Origin of the sequence: Streptomyces sp. NPDC056734 (assembly GCF_042790455.1) — a bacterium.
Lineage (GTDB): Bacteria > Actinomycetota > Actinomycetes > Streptomycetales > Streptomycetaceae > Streptomyces.
Genome location: NZ_JBHTZD010000021.1, coordinates 85,646 through 104,614, shown reverse-complemented (window position 1 = coordinate 104,614; position 18,969 = coordinate 85,646). Strand labels below are relative to the sequence as shown.

Annotated in this window: 12 protein-coding genes; 4 read left to right on the top strand and 8 right to left on the bottom strand. The window is 69.8% G+C overall.

The window, feature by feature from the left end:
* Window positions 1–36 precede the first annotated feature (36 nt).
* Window positions 37–570, top strand: a complete 534-nt coding sequence (locus tag ACFRFC_RS29095) for a TerD family protein (RefSeq protein WP_382692444.1) — start codon at window positions 37–39, stop codon at window positions 568–570.
* Window positions 571–723: 153 nt separating this feature from the next.
* Here ACFRFC_RS29095 and ACFRFC_RS29090 read toward each other — a convergent pair whose 3' ends face one another.
* On the bottom strand, window positions 724–3,609 hold the full coding sequence (locus ACFRFC_RS29090) for a vitamin B12-dependent ribonucleotide reductase (RefSeq protein WP_382692443.1): 2,886 nt from the start codon (window positions 3,607–3,609) through the stop codon (window positions 724–726).
* 165 nt (window positions 3,610–3,774) lie between these two features.
* A complete protein-coding gene (nrdR, locus tag ACFRFC_RS29085) occupies window positions 3,775–4,359 on the bottom strand; it encodes a transcriptional regulator NrdR (RefSeq protein ID WP_382692442.1) in 585 nt (194 codons plus the stop codon).
* Between the two features lie 596 nt (window positions 4,360–4,955).
* Here nrdR and lexA point away from each other — a divergent pair.
* The gene (lexA, locus tag ACFRFC_RS29080; protein ID WP_382692441.1) at window positions 4,956–5,735 is read left to right on the top strand and encodes a transcriptional repressor LexA; all 780 of its coding nucleotides are present in this window, start codon (window positions 4,956–4,958) and stop codon (window positions 5,733–5,735) included.
* A gap of 363 nt (window positions 5,736–6,098) precedes the next feature.
* On the opposite strand, the gene ACFRFC_RS29075 is transcribed toward lexA, so the two are convergent.
* The 4 genes from ACFRFC_RS29075 to ACFRFC_RS29060 all read right to left on the bottom strand — a co-directional run bounded on the left by ACFRFC_RS29075 (window position 6,099) and on the right by ACFRFC_RS29060 (window position 12,658).
* Entirely contained in the window at window positions 6,099–8,075 is a 1,977-nt protein-coding gene (locus ACFRFC_RS29075; protein WP_382692440.1) for an ATP-dependent DNA helicase, read from the bottom strand.
* Between the two features lie 252 nt (window positions 8,076–8,327).
* Window positions 8,328–9,131, bottom strand: coding sequence for a GNAT family N-acetyltransferase (locus ACFRFC_RS29070; protein WP_382692439.1), 804 nt, complete (start codon window positions 9,129–9,131; stop codon window positions 8,328–8,330).
* Window positions 9,132–9,254: 123 nt separating this feature from the next.
* Window positions 9,255–11,330, bottom strand: a complete 2,076-nt coding sequence (locus ACFRFC_RS29065) for an IucA/IucC family protein (RefSeq protein ID WP_382692438.1) — start codon at window positions 11,328–11,330, stop codon at window positions 9,255–9,257.
* A gap of 701 nt (window positions 11,331–12,031) precedes the next feature.
* Window positions 12,032–12,658 (bottom strand): TetR/AcrR family transcriptional regulator, encoded by a 627-nt coding sequence (locus ACFRFC_RS29060; protein ID WP_382692437.1) that lies wholly within the window; start codon window positions 12,656–12,658, stop codon window positions 12,032–12,034.
* Between the two features lie 256 nt (window positions 12,659–12,914).
* Between ACFRFC_RS29060 and ACFRFC_RS29055 the strand changes: the two genes are divergently transcribed.
* Window positions 12,915–13,811, top strand: a complete 897-nt coding sequence (locus ACFRFC_RS29055; protein ID WP_382692474.1) for an aldo/keto reductase — start codon at window positions 12,915–12,917, stop codon at window positions 13,809–13,811.
* A 359-nt stretch (window positions 13,812–14,170) separates the two neighbouring features.
* Window positions 14,171–15,397 (top strand): trypsin-like serine peptidase, encoded by a 1,227-nt coding sequence (locus ACFRFC_RS29050; protein ID WP_382692436.1) that lies wholly within the window; start codon window positions 14,171–14,173, stop codon window positions 15,395–15,397.
* A gap of 236 nt (window positions 15,398–15,633) precedes the next feature.
* On the opposite strand, the gene hflX is transcribed toward ACFRFC_RS29050, so the two are convergent.
* Window positions 15,634–17,127: a GTPase HflX gene (gene hflX, locus ACFRFC_RS29045; RefSeq protein ID WP_382692435.1), complete on the bottom strand. Its 1,494-nt coding sequence runs from the start codon at window positions 17,125–17,127 to the stop codon at window positions 15,634–15,636.
* A 245-nt stretch (window positions 17,128–17,372) separates the two neighbouring features.
* Complete coding sequence (locus tag ACFRFC_RS29040) at window positions 17,373–18,965, bottom strand: M1 family metallopeptidase (protein ID WP_382692434.1); 1,593 nt, start codon at window positions 18,963–18,965, stop codon at window positions 17,373–17,375.
* Window positions 18,966–18,969 lie beyond the last annotated feature (4 nt).

The following is an 18,969-nucleotide window of genomic DNA, read 5'->3' as shown; positions in this document are numbered from 1 at the left end:
TTCGGGGTGGATACGTACGGGGAAGGGGCACAGCCGGTGAACGACCTCACCAAGGGCATCCGCAAGGCCGAGATCGCGGTCAAGTGGGATCCGAGTCAGTCGGGGCAACCGCCGACCGATCTGGACCTGGTGGCCGCGACGTATCTCACGAGTGATCCACAGGGCGAGCCCGCCTATGTCGTGCATTTCGACAAGCGCTCACCCGACGGCACCATCACCCTCAACCGGGACAGCAAGGACGGCAAGGGCTTCGGCTGGGACGAGGTCCTGACGGTGGAGTTCGAGCGGCTGGATCCGCGCTACGCGCGCGTGGTGGTGGGTGTCGTCATCCAGCAGCGACCGGACCGCCGGACTTTCGTCAGTGTCGGTAACCCGAAGCTGCGCATCCGGGAGGGCTACACGGACCTGGCCGCCGACGACTTCGGCGGCGTGCTCGGCGCGACGGCGGCGACGGTCGGGCTGTTTCTGCGCAACGACTCGGGAACCTGGGACTTCCACCCGGGCGTTCATGGATACGAGGACGACCCCGCGGCCTTCACCCGCTCCATGGGCACCACCGCCCGCTCCTGATCCGCAGCGGCACTCCCCGTACGGACACCCCGGTGCGTTGCGTGCCGACGTGATCCGCAGGAGGGGCGCCAGCGCGATGCTGACGCCCCTCCTCACGGATCACCTGTCAGGAGCGCGGGCGCCGAGCGGGCTGCTCGGCGCGACGCCCCGGTATCAGCTGCAACCGCTGGTCGACCCGCACCCCTCGCAGATGTAGCAGGAACCGGCCCGCTGCATCTTCGTGCCGCAGGAGAAGCACAGGGGGGCGTCGGCCTGGATGCCCAGTTGCATCTCGACCAGTTCGGCGCTGGTGTGGGCCTGCTGCGGGGCGGGCTTGGCCGCCTCGATGTCGGGCTTCGGGGTGGTGACGGCCTTGAGTTCCTGGGCGCGGGGCGCCGACTGGGCGAGGCCCTCGACGTCGAGTTCGTCGTCCAGGGGCTCGTACGAGCCGGTCTCCAGGTGGCGCTGGCGCTCGTCGGCGGAGTGGATGCCGAGGGCGGAGCGGGTCTCGAAGGGCAGGAAGTCGAGCGCCAGCCGGCGGAAGATGTAGTCGACGATCGACTGGGCCATGCGGACATCGGGGTCGTCCGTCATGCCGGCCGGCTCGAAGCGCATGTTGGTGAACTTCGAGACGTACGTCTCCAGCGGCACCCCGTACTGGAGGCCCACCGAGACGGCGATCGAGAAGGCGTCCATCATGCCCGCGAGGGTCGAGCCCTGCTTGGACATCTTCAGGAAGACCTCGCCGAGACCGTCGTCCGGGTAGGAATTGGCGGTCATGTAGCCCTCGGCGCCGCCGACCGTGAAGGACGTCGTGATGCCGGGGCGGCCCTTGGGGAGGCGCTTGCGGACCGGACGGTACTCGACGACCTTCTCGACCTGGGGCTGCGCCGCGGTCTGCTGGGCGGCCTTCGCCTCCGGCTCCTTCTTCTTGGCGGAGAGCGGCTGGCCGACCTTGCAGTTGTCGCGGTAGATGGCGAGCGCCTTGATGCCCATCTTCCAGGCCTCGAAGTAGATCTCCTCGACCTCTTCGACGGTCGCCGTCTCCGGCATGTTGACCGTCTTGGACAGGGCGCCGGAGATCCACGGCTGGATGGCGGCCATCATGCGGACGTGCCCCATCGGGGAGATGGAACGCTCGCCCATGGCGCAGTCGAAGACCGCGTAGTGCTCGGTCTTCAGGCCGGGGGCGTCGATCACAATGCCGTTCTCGGCGATGTGATCGACGATCGCCTCGATCTGCTCCTCCTGGTAGCCCAGGCGGCGCAGGGCCTGCGGGACGGTGCCGTTGACGATCTGCATCGAGCCGCCGCCGACCAGCTTCTTGAACTTGACCAGGGCGAGGTCGGGCTCCAGGCCGGTGGTGTCGCAGGACATCGCGAGGCCGATGGTGCCGGTCGGGGCGATGACGGACGCCTGGGCGTTACGGAAACCGTTCTTCTCGCCGAGGCGCTGCACGTCCTGCCACGCCTCGGTGGCGGCGGCCCAGACCGGCGTGTCGAGGTCGTCCCCGCGGACGGCCTCGCCGTTGGCGTCGGCGTGCTGCTTCATGACGCGGTTGTGGGCGTCGGCGTTGCGCGCGTACCCGTCGTACGGTCCGACGACCGCGGCCAGCTCGGCGGAGCGCCGGTAGGCGGTGCCGGTCATCAGGGAGGTGATGGCTCCGGCGAGGGCGCGGCCGCCGTCGGAGTCGTACGCGTGGCCGGTCGCCATCAGCAGGGCGCCGAGGTTGGCGTAGCCGATGCCGAGCTGGCGGAAGGCGCGGGTGTTCTCGTCGATCTTCTGGGTCGGGAAGTCGGCGAAGCAGATGGAGATGTCCATCGCCGTGATGACCAGTTCGACGACCTTGGCGAAGCGCTCGGTCTCGAAGGACTGGTGGCCCCGGCTGTCGTCCTTCAGGAACTTCATCAGGTTCAGCGAGGCCAGGTTGCAGGACGTGTTGTCCAGGTGCATGTACTCGCTGCACGGGTTCGAGCCGTTGATGCGGCCGGACTCCGGACAGGTGTGCCAGCGGTTGATGGTGTCGTCGTACTGGATGCCCGGGTCGGCGCACGCCCAGGCGGCCTCGGCCATCTTGCGGAAGAGGGTCTTGGCCTCGACCTTCTCGATGACCTCGCCGGTCATGCGGGCGCGCAGGCCGAACGGCTCGCCGTTCTCGACGGCCTTCATGAACTCGTCGTTCACGCGGACCGAGTTGTTGGCGTTCTGGTACTGGACGGACGTGATGTCGTCGCCGCCCAGGTCCATGTCGAAGCCCGCGTCGCGCAGGGCGCGGATCTTCTCCTCTTCCTTGACCTTGGTCTCGATGAAGTCCTCGATGTCGGGGTGATCGACGTCGAGGATGACCATCTTGGCGGCGCGGCGGGTGGCGCCACCGGACTTGATCGTTCCTGCGGACGCGTCGGCGCCGCGCATGAAGGAGACCGGGCCGGAGGCGTTGCCACCGGAGGACAGCAGTTCCTTGGAGGAACGGATCCGGGAGAGGTTCAGGCCGGCGCCTGAGCCGCCCTTGAAGATCATGCCCTCTTCCTTGTACCAGTCGAGAATCGACTCCATGGAGTCGTCGACGGACAGGATGAAGCAGGCGGAGACCTGCTGCGGCTGGGGCGTGCCCACGTTGAACCACACGGGGCTGTTGAAGCTGAAGATCTGGTGCAGGAGGGCGTACGCCAGCTCGTGCTCGAAGATCTCGGCGTCGGCGGGCGAGGCGAAGTACTTGTAGTCCTCGCCGGCCTTCCGATACGTCTTCACGATGCGGTCGATCAGCTGCCTGAGGCTGGTCTCACGCTGTGGGGTGCCCACGGCACCGCGGAAGTACTTGCTGGTGACGATGTTGACCGCGTTCACCGACCAGGAGTCGGGGAACTCGACGCCGCGCTGCTCGAAGTTGACCGAACCGTCGCGCCAATTGGTCATGACGACGTCACGGCGCTCCCACACCACCTCGTCATACGGGTGCACGCCGGGGGAGGTGTGGATGCGCTCGATACGCAGCCCCTTGGTGGCCTTGGTGCCCTTGGTGCGGGAACCTCGTGCCGGACCGCTCGCCGTCTCTGTCATGCCGCCTCCCTGTACGGGCGAAAACGCCCTGAAGTGCCCCGATGTTCCCGTGGCACGGTGTTCTGTGTGGTATTGCGGGTGCCCTCATGCCCGGCCCGCAACAGGTCTTCGGTCGCCGACGTCCGGCCGGTCCCGGCATCCGCCGTCCGGTCCTGGCGCCCGGGTTCAGTCGGCGGCGTGGGCGGGCTCGGGGACCTGGGTGGTCCTTCCGGGCCCGCGGTTGTCTTCTCGGCTCCCCGCGACAGCGCCTTCGCCGTTCTCACCGATCTCACCGTCGCCGCGGGCCTCGTCGTCCGCAGCGGGGTGTCCCGTCTCCCTGAGTTCCGTGATGGCCGTCTCGAAGTCTTCGAGCGAGTCGAAGGCCCGGTAGACGGAGGCGAAGCGCAGATAGGCGACGAGATCCAGCTCCTGCAAGGGGCCGAGTATGGCCAGACCCACGTCGTGGGTGGTCAGCTCGGCGCTCCCGGTGGCCCGCACCGCCTCCTCGACCCGCTGGCCGAGCTGGGCGAGTGCGTCCTCGGTGACAGGCCGCCCCTGGCATGCCTTGCGCACACCATTGATGACCTTGGTACGGCTGAAGGGTTCGGTGACGCCGGACCGCTTGACCACCATGAGCGAGCACGACTCCACGGTCGTGAAACGACGGGAGCAGCCAGGGCACTGGCGGCGCCGGCGGATCGACGTACCGTCGTCGGTCGTACGGCTGTCGACGACACGGCTGTCGGAGTGCCTGCAGAAGGGGCAGTACATGATCTCCCAACCCTCCTCACAGCAGACTCAATGACCTCAGGAGGCCACTCGGGCCCCTCGAAGCAGTCACCAGCATAGGCGATCTCCGGAGCCTTGAAGACCCGGGGGACCACAACTTCTGGGCCGCTGATGCAATCCAACCACTAGATGTGGGGATTGGCTCATACATACACGCCGAACCGCGTGTCGCGCACGCACCAGCGCACCCCGTGCGACGGGACCGTCATCGCGGCCTCACGCGCCGCCCGGCAGCGGCCCTGCGGCGGACACACCCGTGCAGCGCCGTACCCCTGGGAGGCATGGGGGGATACCGTGGGCGCCACAGGGAGGTGGCGTGGGACTCTCGCGCAGATGGAACCGCATGCCCTGTTGACAGGACGCCGACTGGCAGACTGGGGCGACCCCACAAGGGCCGCGCCCCGGCGGTGAAGAGTACAACAATGCGCCCCTTTGCCTGCCGACGAATGCGCCAGCCATACACCCCGAGACAAGACCGCGTAAGCCTGATCGCGTTTTTTCACTCGAACGTGTGTTTGGCGCAACCTTTCGAAAGCAACTACCGTTGTCCAGCAGGGAGACCATCGAGAGGGGCCGACGTGACCACCACCGCAGACAGTGCCACCATCACCGCCCAGGACCGCTCCCAGGGCCGACTGGAGCCGGTGCACGCTATGAACGAAGCCGCGAGCCCAGAGACGCACAAGCGTTCCCTACCGGGCCGACCTCCAGGCATCCGGGCGGACAGCTCCGGGCTGACCGACCGGCAGCGCCGGGTGATCGAGGTCATTCGCGACTCGGTGCAGCGTCGCGGCTACCCGCCGTCGATGCGGGAGATCGGCCAGGCCGTCGGCCTGTCCAGCACCTCGTCCGTGGCGCACCAGCTGATGGCACTGGAACGCAAGGGCTTCCTGCGCCGCGACCCGCACCGCCCGCGCGCGTACGAGGTCCGAGGCTCGGACCAGGCCTCGTCCGCGCAGCCCACGGACACCGCGGGCAAGCCGGCCGCGTCCTATGTCCCGCTGGTCGGCCGGATCGCCGCCGGTGGCCCGATCCTCGCCGAGGAGTCGGTCGAGGACGTGTTCCCGCTCCCCCGGCAGCTCGTCGGCGACGGTGAACTGTTCGTGCTGAAGGTCGTCGGTGACTCCATGATCGAGGCCGCGATCTGCGACGGCGACTGGGTGACCGTCCGCCGTCAGCCGGTCGCCGAGAACGGGGACATCGTCGCCGCGATGCTCGACGGCGAGGCGACCGTCAAGCGCTTCAAGCGCGAGGACGGCCATGTATGGCTGCTGCCGCACAACGCCGCGTACGAGCCGATCCCCGGCGACGACGCGACCATCCTCGGCAAGGTCGTCGCCGTACTGCGCCGCGTCTGAGCAGCACGGCGAGCGGGTACGTCACCCCGCTTCCCTGACCGGGCCCCGGAACCTCTGCGCCGGTTCCGGGGCCCTGCGTTGTCCGCTCCGCGGCGGGCTGATGTTGTTCGCTCCTGGGGGCTTCGAGCTTCCGGGGCGGGTTGCACGATGCTGGTCCGGCCCCGCGCCGGTCGACGTCCGATTGCGGTGCCGGTGGGGCTCAGCGGTCCGTACTGAACCGCGAGCCTTCCGGCTGGGTCTGGCGACATCGGTCGCTTCTGCGACCACCTCAGCATCAGTTACGTTCTGTGACTGTATCGGTGCCGGTTATGCTGCCCCACGGCTCGGCCGTGGGGCAGCATAACCGGCCCTCCAACAGCACCTTTACTCGGCCTCCTCCTGGCTGGCCGCCGCATCGATCGCCGCCAGCGACTTCCGGACCCGGTTACCGTCCGTGGTGTACCAGAAGTCCGGCAGGGATGCCTTGAGATAGCTTCCGTAGCGGGCGGTCGCCAGACGCTGATCGAGTACGGCGACCACGCCCCGGTCCCCCGTCGCGCGGACGAGGCGGCCGGCACCCTGAGCCATGAGCAGCGCCGCGTGGGTCGCGGCGACCGCCATGAAGCCGTTGCCGCCCGCTTCCTCCACGGCCTTCTGGCGGGCGCTCATCAGCGGGTCGTCGGGGCGCGGGAACGGGATCTTGTCCATGACCACCAGCTGGCAGCTGGAGCCGGGGACGTCCACGCCCTGCCAGAGGGACAGCGTGCCGAACAGGCAGGTCTTCGGATCGGCGGCGAAGTTCTTGATCAACTCGCCGAGGGTTTCCTCGCCCTGGAGCAGGATCGGGTACTCGGGAATGCGGCCCCGCAGGTCTTCCGCGGCGAGCTGCGCGGCCCGCATCGAGGAGAACAGACCGAGCGTGCGACCGCCGGCGGCCTGGATCAGCTCGGTCAGTTCGTCCAGCATGTCGCCGCGATCGGCGTCCCGCGCGGGGCGGGACAGATGCTTGGCGACGTAGAGGATGCCCTGTTTGCGGTAGTCGAAGGGCGAGCCGACGTCGATGCCCTTCCACTGCGGAAGGTCGTCCCCCTCGGTGCCCTCGGGCGCCAGCCCCAGCGAGGCGCCCACGCCGTTGAAGTCGCCGCCGAGCTTCAGTGTGGCGGACGTCAGGATCACCGAACGGTCCGCGAAGAGCTTCTCGCGCAGCAGGCCCGAGACGGACATGGGCGCAACGCGCAGGGAGGCGCCGAAGCGGTCGTGACGCTCGTACCAGACGACGTCCCACTCCGAACCGTTGGCCACCCGCTCCGCCACGTCGTGCACGCCCTCCAGCGAGGCCAGCGCCTGCTTGCGGACGGCGTCCTCGTCCTGGACGGACTTGTCCCGGGTCGCGCCGATGGCGGAGATCACCGTACGGCTGGCGTCCCGCAGCGCCATGAGGGCGTAGCCGAGGTCCTCCGGGATCTCCTCCAGACGGCCCGGCAAGGCCAGCTCCATGAGCCGCTCGAAGCCCTCGGCGGCGGTCTGCAACTGGTCGGCGGCCTTCTCATTGGCGAGCTTCGCGGCGCGGCGGACCGCGCGGTTGACCTGGCCCGGGGTGAGTTCGCCGGTGGCGACGCCGGTGACCCGCGAGACCAGTTCGTGTGCCTCGTCGACGATCAGCACCTCGTGCTGCGGCAGGACCGGGGCGCCCTCGATCGAGTCGATCGCCAGCAGCGCGTGATTCGTGACGACGACCTCGGCGAGCTTGGCCCGCTCACGGGCCATCTCGGCGAAGCACTCGGCGCCGTAGGCGCACTTCGTCGCGCCCAGGCACTCGCGCGACGAAACCGTCACCTGCGACCAGGCACGGTCGGACACGCCGGGTGTCAGATCGTCCCGGTCGCCGCTCTCCGTCCCGTCCGCCCATTCGCGCAGGCGCAGCAGGTCCTGGCCCAGCTTGCTGGTCGGCGCGGCCGCCTCGAACTGGTCGAACAAGCCCTCTTCCTCGTCCTGCGGCATTCCTTCGTGGAGGCGGTGCAGACAGAGGTAGTTCGACCTGCCCTTGAGCATCGCGAACTCCGGGCGGCGGCGCAGCAGGGGGTGCAGGGCGTCCACTGTGCGCGGCAGGTCGCGCTCGACGAGCTGGCGTTGCAGGGCGAGGGTGGCGGTCGCGACGACGACTCTCTCTCCGTGTGCGAGCGCGGGCACCAGGTATCCGAGCGATTTGCCGGTTCCGGTGCCGGCCTGGACCAGCAGATGGGAGCCGCCGTCGATGACGTCCGCGACAGCTTCGGCCATTGCCGCCTGGCCAGGGCGCTCCGTGCCGCCGACAGCTGTGACGGCCGCGTGCAGGAGATCGGGAAGTGAGGGCTTTGTCATAGGGCGACCACCCTACGGCTCGGGACTGACAGGTGGGTGATGACGGGTGGGGTGGGGGGTGGAGTGGGACGGCTTGGGGTGGGGGGAGTGGGGCGGAGTGGGGGTGGATGGGGTGGGAATTCTTGCTGTTCGGGTTTCCGCGGTTCGGGTTTCCGCGGTTCAAGGTTCGCGTGGTTCGAGATTTGTGTGGATCAAGCGGGAACCGGATCGGTGCGAGCGGTGTACCAGAAGTGATGGCGCTGTGGCGCAGCGCTACAGCAGATCACGCAGGGAGCGGTCGCGGACCACGAGGGCCGCTCGCTTGCCGGGCAGTTCCACCTCGGCGGCGAATCGGAATCCGGCGGTCAGGAAAGCGGAGACGGAGGGGGTGTTGCGGATGTCGGGTTCGGCCACGACGCGTGCGCAGGTCGGCCGATGGTCGAGGACCAGGTTGGCCACAGCCCTGAGAAGACAGCTGCCCAGTCCACGCCCCCGGTCGGTGACGCCTCCGATGAGGACGTGGATCCCGGTGTCATGGGGTCGGGCGGGGTAGTGGCGGGCCAACGGGTCGAGATCCGCCCGGTAGATCTCCCAGTAGCTCATCGGTTTGCCGTCAAGGAGTCCCAGGCAGGGAACGCTGCGGCCGTCGCCGGTCAGCTGGCTGTGCAGGTGCTCCTCCGCCACGTTCTCGGGGCCGGCCAGTTCCCAGAAGGCGGCGACCGCCGGGTCGTTCATCCAGCGGCTGATGAGCGACAGGTCGCGGTCGATCCGGACGGGGACCAGGTGGAAGGTCCCGACCGGTGTGGTGGTGGGGCCCCAGGTGGAGACGTTGTCGAGGAGATCTGGGACGCCGAGGAAATTGGGAAGGTTGCGAAGGTTACGAAGGTTGGGGATGTCGACGGTGGTGGGGGGATCGGGGATGCGGGTGGGGTTCGTCGGGGCTGCCTGCCTTTCGGTGTCCGTTTCCGCGGCTTCGGTCGGGCCCGTGCAGAGAGCGATCAGTTCATCTGGGAGGTGGAGGTCCAGTGTGTCCTCACTGTCGGTGGTGGTGGCGGTGCTCGTCTCGGTGGGGCGCACGGCGACGCTCCTCTCGGTCGGTGGGGTCGGACGAATTCCTCGGGGCGCCGGGGGGTGGTGGCGGTGGAAGCGGACGTGGGGCGAGGGGCGAGGGCCCGGAGGTAGGGGTTTGGTGTGCGGGGTTCAGGTATGGAGGGGGTTGGCGATGGTGACGTAGACGGACTGGGTGTCGACGGGGCCGACGAGTTCATCGAGGCCGTGCAGCCGGGTCAGGAGGTTGGCCTTGCACCGCAGGACGGGGGCGTCGAGCAGCAGGGCGGGCAAGGCGGTGCGGAGCCGGGCGGGGCCGGAGGAGACGTCCTTCAGGAATCGGCGGAAGGCGGCGAGCAGGAGCCGTTCGTCGGCGAGCCGCTGGGATCCGAACGCGCCGATGAGGCCGAGCACGTTGTTGATCGCGAGGTAGTAGGCGAAGCGCTCGTCGGTTACCTCGTCGGAGACGAAGGTGTCGCTGTGCTCGCCGATGCCGGGAAGCCGGGCATCGAGGTCCGCGCGGCGCGACTCGCGGAAGTAGTAGCCCTGGTTGTCCCGGTAGCGGCCCCCGGCAGGCCAGCCCTCCTGGTCCAGCAGAAGCAGGGTGTTCTGTTGGTGGGCCTCCAGGGCGATTCCGGCCTCGGCGTCCAGCCAGAGGACGGGGCGGACGACGTGCTCCAGATAGCGCAGGAACCACTCGGCGGCCACGGCGCCGCGGGGACGGGCGGTGCGGGCCGCGAGGCGCGTGATCACGTCGGCCAGGCGCGATCGATAGGTGGGCGTGGGGGTCGGGGTGGTCGTCTGCGTGGTCGGTCGGCCGGCTGCCTCGGTGATTGCCTGGAGGGTCGGGTCGAAGGGGCGTGGTGCGATCAGGCCGGCGACGCAGGAGACATCGTCGGAGGGGTGGAAGGGGTTGTGGCGGATCACCACGTCCAGTCCGTGAACGGGGTGACCGTCCGGTCCGTCGACCGCCAGCCAGGCGGGGTCGCGGACGATGTCGAAGCTCGGGTGGGCTGTCCGCCATTGATGGGACAGGCCGCTGCGGAGGAGGCGGTGTACCTCGACGCCTCGGTGGAGTTCTTTGCGGAGATGCTCGCGACGGGAGTTGGTGATGCGGAGGGCGAGCGACAGTTTGAGCATGGCGGGGGCACCGGGGCGGTAGACGGTACGGACCGAGGAGGTGGGGTGCCATATGGGCCCGTGGGGGCCGAGGTCTCGGAGGAGTCCGACGTCGAGGAGCGCTGCGGTGTCCGGGCGCTGACTCACCTCGCGCAGTTGCCAGGGGTGCAGGGGCAGGGCGGTGTGGGTGTCCGGCAGGGACAGGCCGGGTCCTGCGAGCCGGGCGGTGAGCAGGGCTGCGTGGACCGTGCGGCCTCGCTCGGTCCAGGCCGAGTCGGTGGTGAGAACGGACGGGGCGACGGCCAGCCAGTGCAGCGGGAAGCTGCCTCGTAGTTCCGGGGAGTAGAGGTGGGCTTCGGATTCGGTGAGACCTTCGCGGCTCTTCGGGGTCGGGTGCAGGGGGTGGCCCAGGAGTAGGGCCTGCTCTGCGGAGAGGAACAGGTCGGGGCCGTCGGCCGGGATGCGTCGGCGCTCGGTGAGGAAGGTGGCGGTTCGGCGAAGGGAGTCGGCAACGCGGCTGACGAGATCGGTGGCGGCTGTGAGGTCACCGGCGGCGGTTGTCCGTCCATCGGCGGCGGCTGCGAATTCACCGGCGGCGGCTGTCCGTCCATCGGCAGCGGCTGTGGGTTCGCTCATGGGGGCTGGCTCGGCGCGTCGGGCAGGCGGGTGCGAAGGGGCGGGCGCGGTGGCCTGTGCCTCGCGGGCCAGCAGGGCGGCGAGGGTGACCGCGTCGAGCGGGGGGAGCGGAGTGTGCCCGGTGTGGGGCGAAGGGGTGGTGGCGAGGTAGGGCAGGCCGAAGCGGTGCCAGCCCGTTGGGGACCAGTAGTGGACCGGGGCCAGGAGGGTGGTGCCGGTGGTGGTGAGGGGGATGCGGAGGGTGCCGTCGTCGGGGGCGGAGAGGTTGGTCTCTCGGGCCCAGCAGCGGAGGAGATTCTCAATGGCGGCGGCCTGGGCGGCTGTGGCGGGGTCGGGGTGCTGGACCAGATCGGTGGTGGCGCCGCCGAGTTGTTCGCGGTGGGAGGGGGCGGGTTGCTGGCGGGGCACCGAGGTGGGGGGATAGCCGGCTGCGGGGGCCGGGTGGTGGTCGGGGTGGGGTGGCGTGCTGGTCACGACGGTCCTCGGGGTGTTGGCTCACGGGTCTGGTGCCGACGCAGGGGGCCCTCGGTCATGGCCACGGTCTCCTTGTTCTCCCGCTGGTCGGAGGTGGGGTGGCCGTTCGTGCTCCCTGACTCCCTGTTGCCGACTTCCCGGTCGGATCGGGGGCGGTGTCCGCTTTCCGGCCGCACGCTGACCGCCGGGTCCGGGTCGGGCTCCGAGGTTCCTTGTGTGGGTGTGGGGGCGGTTCGAGGCCCTCTGCGTGCATGTGCCGGAATCCAGCGCCCACGGCTACCAACAACCCACCAGGCAGTGGGTTACGGGTTGCTTCGAAATCGCCGGCCCGAGCGTTTCATCGCCCGTCGCGGCGCTGGTCGACGCCCCGTAGGGGAAGCCGGTCGATGTCGAGGACCTGGCTCGGGGTCATCACGTCGAGCTTGCGGATCTCGTCGTCGGACCAGGCCCACCACCGACATGTCCTGGCCCTTCGATCGTCGTGAGCTGTTTGCCGCGCACCGGGCCGACGAGGGGCAAACAGGCGGGTACCCGCCGTCCGTCGATGCCGCCGTCCGTCGCGGGCGGCCGGGTGACGCTGAGGCTTCGCCGTAGAAGCCCGTTGGGCAGGGGCAATCGAGGGGCGCTGTTCATCACCTTGCCGTAAATGCCGTGTGGGCCGGACGGGTTGCCGTCCGGCCCGTACGAGAAGGCAGTGAAGGTCAGTCGCGAGGGCGGACCGGCGCAGGGCTGCGGTTCGGGTGGGTCCCGGCTTGTAGGCCGTCCATGAGCAGGCCGATCAGGCGATCTCCCTGGGATCTCCAGTCGCCGACGGCGTCCAGTCGCAGCAGCCCGCTCATGGCGAGGACGACATCGGCGGTGGACAGGTCGTCCCGGATGCTTCCCGCCTCGGCACCCGCCGTGACGAAGGTGCCGATGGTGTGGAAGACCTTGGTGTACGACTCCGACTCCCAGGTGTCCTGGGGGCCGAAGGTCCGCAGCGCCTCGGACATGTGCTGCTTGGTGACCAGCAGGCTCGCCAGGCGTCTCATCCACTCCCTGAACGCCTGATCGGGCGGCAGTTCTGCCAGCAGTGCCTCGGCGGCCGAGCAGAGCTGTTCCACCTCGTACTCATAGGTGGCCAGGACCAGGGACTCCCTGCTCGGGAAGTGGCGGTACAGGGTGCCGATGCCGACGCCGGCGGTCTTGGCGATGCTGCCCAGCGAGGCGCTGTCGCCGACCTTGCCGAATTCCTCCAGCGCGGCGGCCAGCAGTTTCTCGCGATTGCGGCGGGCGTGTGCGCGGATCGGCTGTGCGGGCCTCGGGCGCTCCGGCGTGTGATCGGGCATGTGCGCTCCCGGTGTCGTTCGGGGCGCCGCCCCGGGCGGGCAGACCTCCCCGCCTTGCCTACCGGAGGGGCCTCCGGTAACGTCGTTAACAACCGGAGGGTCCTCCGGTTTCAGTCATCGTACAACCGCCTCATGGCGCCGGTGCGTGCGTTTGCCACCTGTGGGTGTGCCGGGGGCCATTCATTCGAATCGGAGACAGTCCGTGAACAGGATTTCGCTCGGTGAGCTGACCACTTCGGCCCAGGGCCTCGGCTGCATGGGCATGAGCGAGGGATATCCGCCGTACGGCCCGACCAGTTGGGACGAGGCCGTCGCCACCGTCCGTCGCGCGCTGGACCTCGGCGTGACCCATATCGACACGGCCGACGCCTACGGGTACGGCCACAACGAGGTGCTCGTCGGGCGGGCCATCGACGGCCGCCGGGACGAGGTGCAGCTGGCCGGCAAGGCCGGGATCGAGCGCCTGGGCGGGGACACCTGGGCGCTGCGCGGCGACGCCGGTTACCTCAAGCGCGCCTGTGACGCCTCGCTGCTGCGGCTCGGTGTCGACCACATCGACCTCTACTACCTGCACCGGGTCGGGCAGAACGCCGAGATCGAGGAGTCGGTCGGCGCGCTGGCCGAGCTGGTGAAGGAGGGGAAGATCCGGCACATCGGCCTCTCCGAGGTGGACGGCGCGCTGCTGCGGCGGGCGCATGCCGTGCATCCGATCACGGCGGTGCAGACCGAGTACTCGATCTGGACCCGTGATCTGGAGGGGACGGTCGCCGACACCCTGCGTGAGCTGGGCGTCGGCCTGGTCGCCTACTCTCCGCTCGGCCGGGGCTTCCTCACCGGCTCGGTGGACGTGACGTCCCTGCCGGTGGGCGATGCCCGCAGGCGGCTGCCCCGGTTCCGGACGACGGACAACGAGGTCGTCGCGGAGGGCGTCCGCGCCCTGGCTCGGGCCCGGGGGGTCACTCCCGCGCAGATCGCGCTCGCCTGGGTGCACGCGCGGGGCGAGCGGCTCGGCGTGCCGGTCGTGCCGATCCCGGGCACCAAGCGCGTGAAGTGGCTGGAGCAGAACGCTGCCGCCGCTGCCATCGAGCTGACGGGCGAGGACGTGACCGCGCTCGACGAGCTGGCGGGCAAGGTGGTGGGCGGTCGCTACTGAGCGCGGCCGACCTCATGGGCCGCGCGGGCCCCCAACCGATCGCACAGGCGGTCCAGCAAGGTGCCAGGCAGGCACTCCCATTGCCGAAGACGCCCTGGATCGCGGGCTGTCGGAGGGCGAAGAGGGGGCGGGCGATGTCGGCGTGAACGGACGTCAGATCGGCCGGGGCTCTGTTGATTGCCTGGTCAGGGGCGTCGTAGCGAAACCGTTGCCGATCCGTCGGAAGTCCCCCACAGCGACCGCATAGGGTGGGCAGCCGTTCCCGAAGGCCGGGCGGTCGGGGCGGCGGGCTCTGCGGGAGCCTCGTCGAGGTCACCGCCGCAGCGCCGATTCCGTTCATTTCAGGGGGAGTAGGACCCATGCGATCCATACGGCCGTCATTCATCGCTCGTCGGGGAAGCAGGTCGCGGCGCAGAGCGTCGCCGGTGCCGGCCGTGGTGGCGGTCGTGTCGGCGCTCGCGCTCACCGCCACGGCGTGCGGGGGGTCGGGCGAGCCCTCGGCGGACGGTGCGGCGTCGGCATCGGCGACGGCGGCCGGTGACGACAAGATCCAGATACCGGACGACATCACGGACCGGCTCAAGGAATACGGGATCGACCTCGACTCCTGGCGGGACGGGGAGTGGAAGAACTGGAACCGGGAGGACTGGCTCCGCGAGGCCGACGAGTTCATCAACCCGATCATCGAGGGCCTGTGGGACGCGGACCGGATGCGGGACGCGGAGGAGCCGGATCAGGGTGTCGAGGAGAACGACATCTCCGGTGACCAGGGGGTGACCGACCCGACGCCGGAGCCGGTGGAGGCGCAGGCGGTGGAGGCGCAGTACCACGACAGCGCGCCGGAGGCGGGCAAGCTGCTGTTCGACTCCCCCGAGGGCACGATGGTCTGCTCGGCGACGGTCGTGCAGGACCCGGCGAACCCCGGCAAGTCGAACATGGTCTGGACGGCGGGGCACTGTGTGCACGCCGGTAAGAGCGGTGGCTGGTACCGGAACCTCGCGTTCGTGCCGTCGTACAACGACTCGGGGATGTCGGCGGAGGAGTTGCAGACCGCCTCCGAGGAGGAGGTCGCCCCGTACGGCGTCTGGTGGGCGGACTGGGTACAGACCTCGGACCAGTGGATCGAGCAGGGCGGGCCGACCGGTGGGGACGGGGCGGCGTACGACTTCGCAGTGATCCATGTGACGCCGGAGGAGGGCTCCTCGGGCAAGTCGCTGGAGGAGACGGTGGGTTCGGCTCTGCCGGTGGACTTCGACGCCCCTGCGGTGCCGGACGTGGAGAGCATCACGGCGACCGGGTATCCGGCGGCGCCGCCGTTCGACGGGGAGGCGCTGTATCAGTGCGCGGACCAGCCGGGGCGGCTGTCGATCACCGAGACCGACCCGACGATGTACCGCATCGGGTGCACGATGACGGGCGGTTCGTCGGGCGGTGGCTGGGTGGCCACCGGTTCCGGCGGTGAGCCCGCGCTGGTCTCCAACACCTCCATCGGTCCGGTCACCGCCGGCTGGCTGGCCGGACCCCGGCTCGGCGAGGAGGCCCAGGGCGTGTTCGACTCGGTGAGCGAGAAGTTCGCCGGGCAGTGAGGGCAGCAGCTACGGCAGCTACGGCCATGAGACAGGGCTGGGGCCGGTGACCGACGCGAGCCGGTGACCGGCGGTCAGTCGGTGACCGGCGGTCAGTCGGTGACCTCGGTCGCCGGCCGACCGCCGAAAGGGCCCGCCTCCCGGACGAGGAGCGGGCCCTTCACTTGCCTATACCTACAGGTCACTTACCTACAGGTCACGCACCTTCGGGCGAAGCCACCCGCCCACGCGGACCGTCAAACCGCCGGTGCCGGAACGTACGGCGTGAATTCCGCCGCCAGTTCCTCGTGCACCCGCACCTTGAGCAGGGTGCCGTCCGCCGTGTGTTCCTCGGAGAGCACCTCGCCCTCGTCATGGGCGCGGGCGACCAGCTTGCCGTGGGTGTACGGCACCAGGGCCTCGATCTCGACCGACGGTCGCGGCAGCTCGGTGTCGATCAGCGCGAGCAGCTCGGCGATGCCCTGCCCGGAGCGGGCCGAGACCACCAGGGAGCGCTTCTCGACGCGCAGCAGGCGCTGGAGGACCAGCGGGTCGGCCGCGTCCGCCTTGTTGATCACGACGATCTCCGGTACGTCGGTGGCGCCGACGTCCCTGATCACCTCGCGCACGGCGGCCAGCTGCTCCTCCGGGACCGGGTGCGAACCGTCCACCACATGCAGGATCAGATCGGCGTCGCCGACCTCCTCCATCGTGGAGCGGAACGCCTCGACCAGGTGGTGCGGCAGATGCCGGACGAAACCGACGGTGTCCGCGAGCGTGTAGCCGCGCCCGCTCGGGGTCTCGGCCCGGCGCACGGTCGGGTCGAGGGTCGCGAACAGCGCGTTCTCGACCAGGACGCCCGCGCCGGTGAGGCGGTTGAGCAGCGAGGACTTGCCCGCGTTGGTGTACCCGGCGATGGCGACCGAGGGCACCTTGTGACGGCGGCGCTCCCGGCGCTGGATGTCACGCCCGGTCTTCATCTCCGCGATCTCCCGGCGCATCTTCGCCATCTTCTCGCGAATGCGGCGCCGGTCCGTCTCGATCTTGGTCTCACCGGGGCCACGGGTGGCGAGGCCGCCGCCCTTGCCGCCGCCCATCTGGCGGGACAGCGACTGACCCCAGCCGCGCAGCCTCGGCAGCATGTACTGCATCTGCGCGAGCGCGACCTGGGCCTTGCCCTCTCGGGACTTGGCGTGCTGGGCGAAGATGTCCAGGATCAGGGCCGTACGGTCGATGACCTTGACCTTGACGACGTCTTCGAGGTGGATCAGCTGGCCGGGGCTCAGCTCACCGTCGCAGACGACCGTGTCCGCGCCCGATTCGAGCACGAGGTCGCGCAGCTCCGCGGCCTTGCCGGAACCGATGTAGGTGGCGGCGTCGGGCTTGTCGCGGCGCTGGACCACACCGTCGAGCACCAGCGCGCCCGCCGTCTCGGCGAGGGCGGCCAGCTCCGCGAGGGAGTTCTCCGCGTCCTGCGCGGTTCCGGAGGTCCAGACACCGACGAGGACGACCCTCTCCAGACGGAGCTGGCGGTACTCGACCTCGGTGACGTCCTCCAGCTCGGTGGAGAGGCCCACCACGCGGCGCAGGGCCGCGCGGTCGGAGCGGTCGAGCTGGTCGCCGTCGCGCTCGCCGTCGATCTCGTGGCTCCAGGCGACGTCCTCTTCCATCAGGGCATCGGCCCGAAGACCTTCGGGGTAGCTGTGCGCGGGGCGCTGACTGTCCTGGGAAGGGGAAGAGGAGGAGGTCATTTGATCCTTACGTCGATGGGGTGTCATGGGCCGACGACGGGGCCGGTGGCGGGGGCCTGCCGATGCGGCCCCGTCACTGATCACAACGCCCGGGACCACCGGGAGATTCCCGAGGCCACGGCGTCCGATCCGGTGGCTCCGGACCGTGTCGCCGACCTGACGATGGTCTCACGGCCCCCTCGTCCCGTCACCGTGTTATCCGGCGGCCGTCACCGCCGCCCCGTCGCCCCGTCGCCCCCTGACCCTCACCCCTGCTTCTGCTTCGCCGCCGCCGTCGCCCCCGCCTGCTGCTTCCAGTCGGGATGGCCCGGCATCGGCGGGGTCTTCTCCCCGTACAGCCACCCGTCGAGAAACCCGCTCACATCGCGCCCGGCGGTCTCCGAGGCCAGGGCGACGAAGTCCCGGGTGCTCGCCACGCCGTCCCGGTAGCGGGTCACCCAGGCCCGTTCCAGCCGGTCGAAGGCGGGGGTGCCGATCTCCTGGCGGAGGGCGTAGAGGATCAGCGCGCCACCGTCGTAGACGTTGGGACGGAAGATGCCGATCTTGTCGCCGGGCGCGGGCACCTTGGGGGCCGCCGGGGGGCCGCCCGACGCGCGCCAGCGGTCGGAGGCGCCGTACGCGGCCCGCATCCGTGCCTCCAGCGTGCGGCCGCCCCGCTCCTCCGCGTACAGGGCCTCGTACCAGGTGGCGTGTCCCTCGTTGAGCCACAGGTCGGACCACGCGCGCGGGGAGACGCTGTCGCCGAACCACTGGTGGGCCAGCTCATGGACCATGATCGAGTCGACGTACCACTCCGGGTAGGCGGGTTCCATGAACAGCTCGCGCTCGAAGAGGGAGAGCGTCTGGGTCTCCAGTTCGTAGCCGGTGGAGGCGTCCGCCATGAGCAGGCCGTACGTCTCGAAGGGATAGCGGCCGACCTTGCGTTCCATCCAGGAGACGTGCTCCGGCGTCTTCTTCAGCCAGGGTTCGAGCTGCTCGCGGTACTGCGTGGGGACGACGTCGCGGACGGGCAGGTCGTGCGGGCCGGTGCGGTGCAGCACGGTGGAGCGGCCGATGGAGACCTGGGCCAGTTCGGTGGCCATGGGGTGCCGGGTGCGATAGGTCCACGTGAGCGTGTCGCCCTCGCGGTCGACGCCCGCGGGGAGACCGTTCGCGACCGCCGTGTAGCCGCTCGGGGCGGTGACGTGGATGGTGAACAGGGCCTTGTCCGAAGGGTGGTCGTTGCACGGGAACACGGTGTGGGCGACATCCGCCTGGTTGGCCATCGCCAGACCGTCCGCGGTACGCACCCAGCCGCCGTCCCGGCCTGGCGGAGGGATGGGATCGCTGGTGTGCCGCACGGTGATCCGCATCCATTCGTCGTCCCCCAGCGGGTCCTCGGGGGTGATCACCAGATCCTCCCCGGCACCCGTGAACGCGGCGGGCTCACCGTCGACCGTGACCGACTCGACCTCGCCGTGGGTGAAGTCCAGGTTGACCGTGTCGAGCGGGCGGGTCGTCCAGGCGTCGATCGTGGTGACGGCCTTGAGCGGCTCGCTGTTGCTGCCGCCGTAGGTGAAGGACAGGTCGTACGCCGCCACGTCGTACCCCGCGTTGCCCAGGTACGGGAAGAGCCGGTCACCGACGCCCAGCGGCACCGCGGGCGCGCTCGCCGCGACCAGGCAGACGGAGACGGCGGACGCGAGCAGCGCGGACCTCAGCCGACGGAGGTTCTTCGCTCGCGGGGCCCCGGAAGCGAAGGGCCCACACGCGAAGGGCCTGGAAGGAAACGTCGGGGACAGGAACGTCCCGGCAGCGCGGGCGAGCGGTGCGCGGCGGGTACGGGAGCTGTGCGGCATGGAC

Coding starts and splice junctions, on each gene's coding strand:
- ACFRFC_RS29090 (WP_382692443.1), bottom strand. CDS start 3,609: ATGACAGAGACGGCGAGCGGTCCGGCACGAGGTTCCCGCACCAAGGGC.
- nrdR (WP_382692442.1), bottom strand. CDS start 4,359: ATGTACTGCCCCTTCTGCAGGCACTCCGACAGCCGTGTCGTCGACAGC.
- ACFRFC_RS29075 (WP_382692440.1), bottom strand. CDS start 8,075: ATGACAAAGCCCTCACTTCCCGATCTCCTGCACGCGGCCGTCACAGCT.
- ACFRFC_RS29060 (WP_382692437.1), bottom strand. CDS start 12,658: ATGCCCGATCACACGCCGGAGCGCCCGAGGCCCGCACAGCCGATCCGC.
- ACFRFC_RS29055 (WP_382692474.1), top strand. CDS start 12,915: ATGGGCATGAGCGAGGGATATCCGCCGTACGGCCCGACCAGTTGGGAC.
- ACFRFC_RS29050 (WP_382692436.1), top strand. CDS start 14,171: ATGCGATCCATACGGCCGTCATTCATCGCTCGTCGGGGAAGCAGGTCG.
- hflX (WP_382692435.1), bottom strand. CDS start 17,127: ATGACCTCCTCCTCTTCCCCTTCCCAGGACAGTCAGCGCCCCGCGCAC.
- ACFRFC_RS29040 (WP_382692434.1), bottom strand. CDS start 18,965: ATGCCGCACAGCTCCCGTACCCGCCGCGCACCGCTCGCCCGCGCTGCC.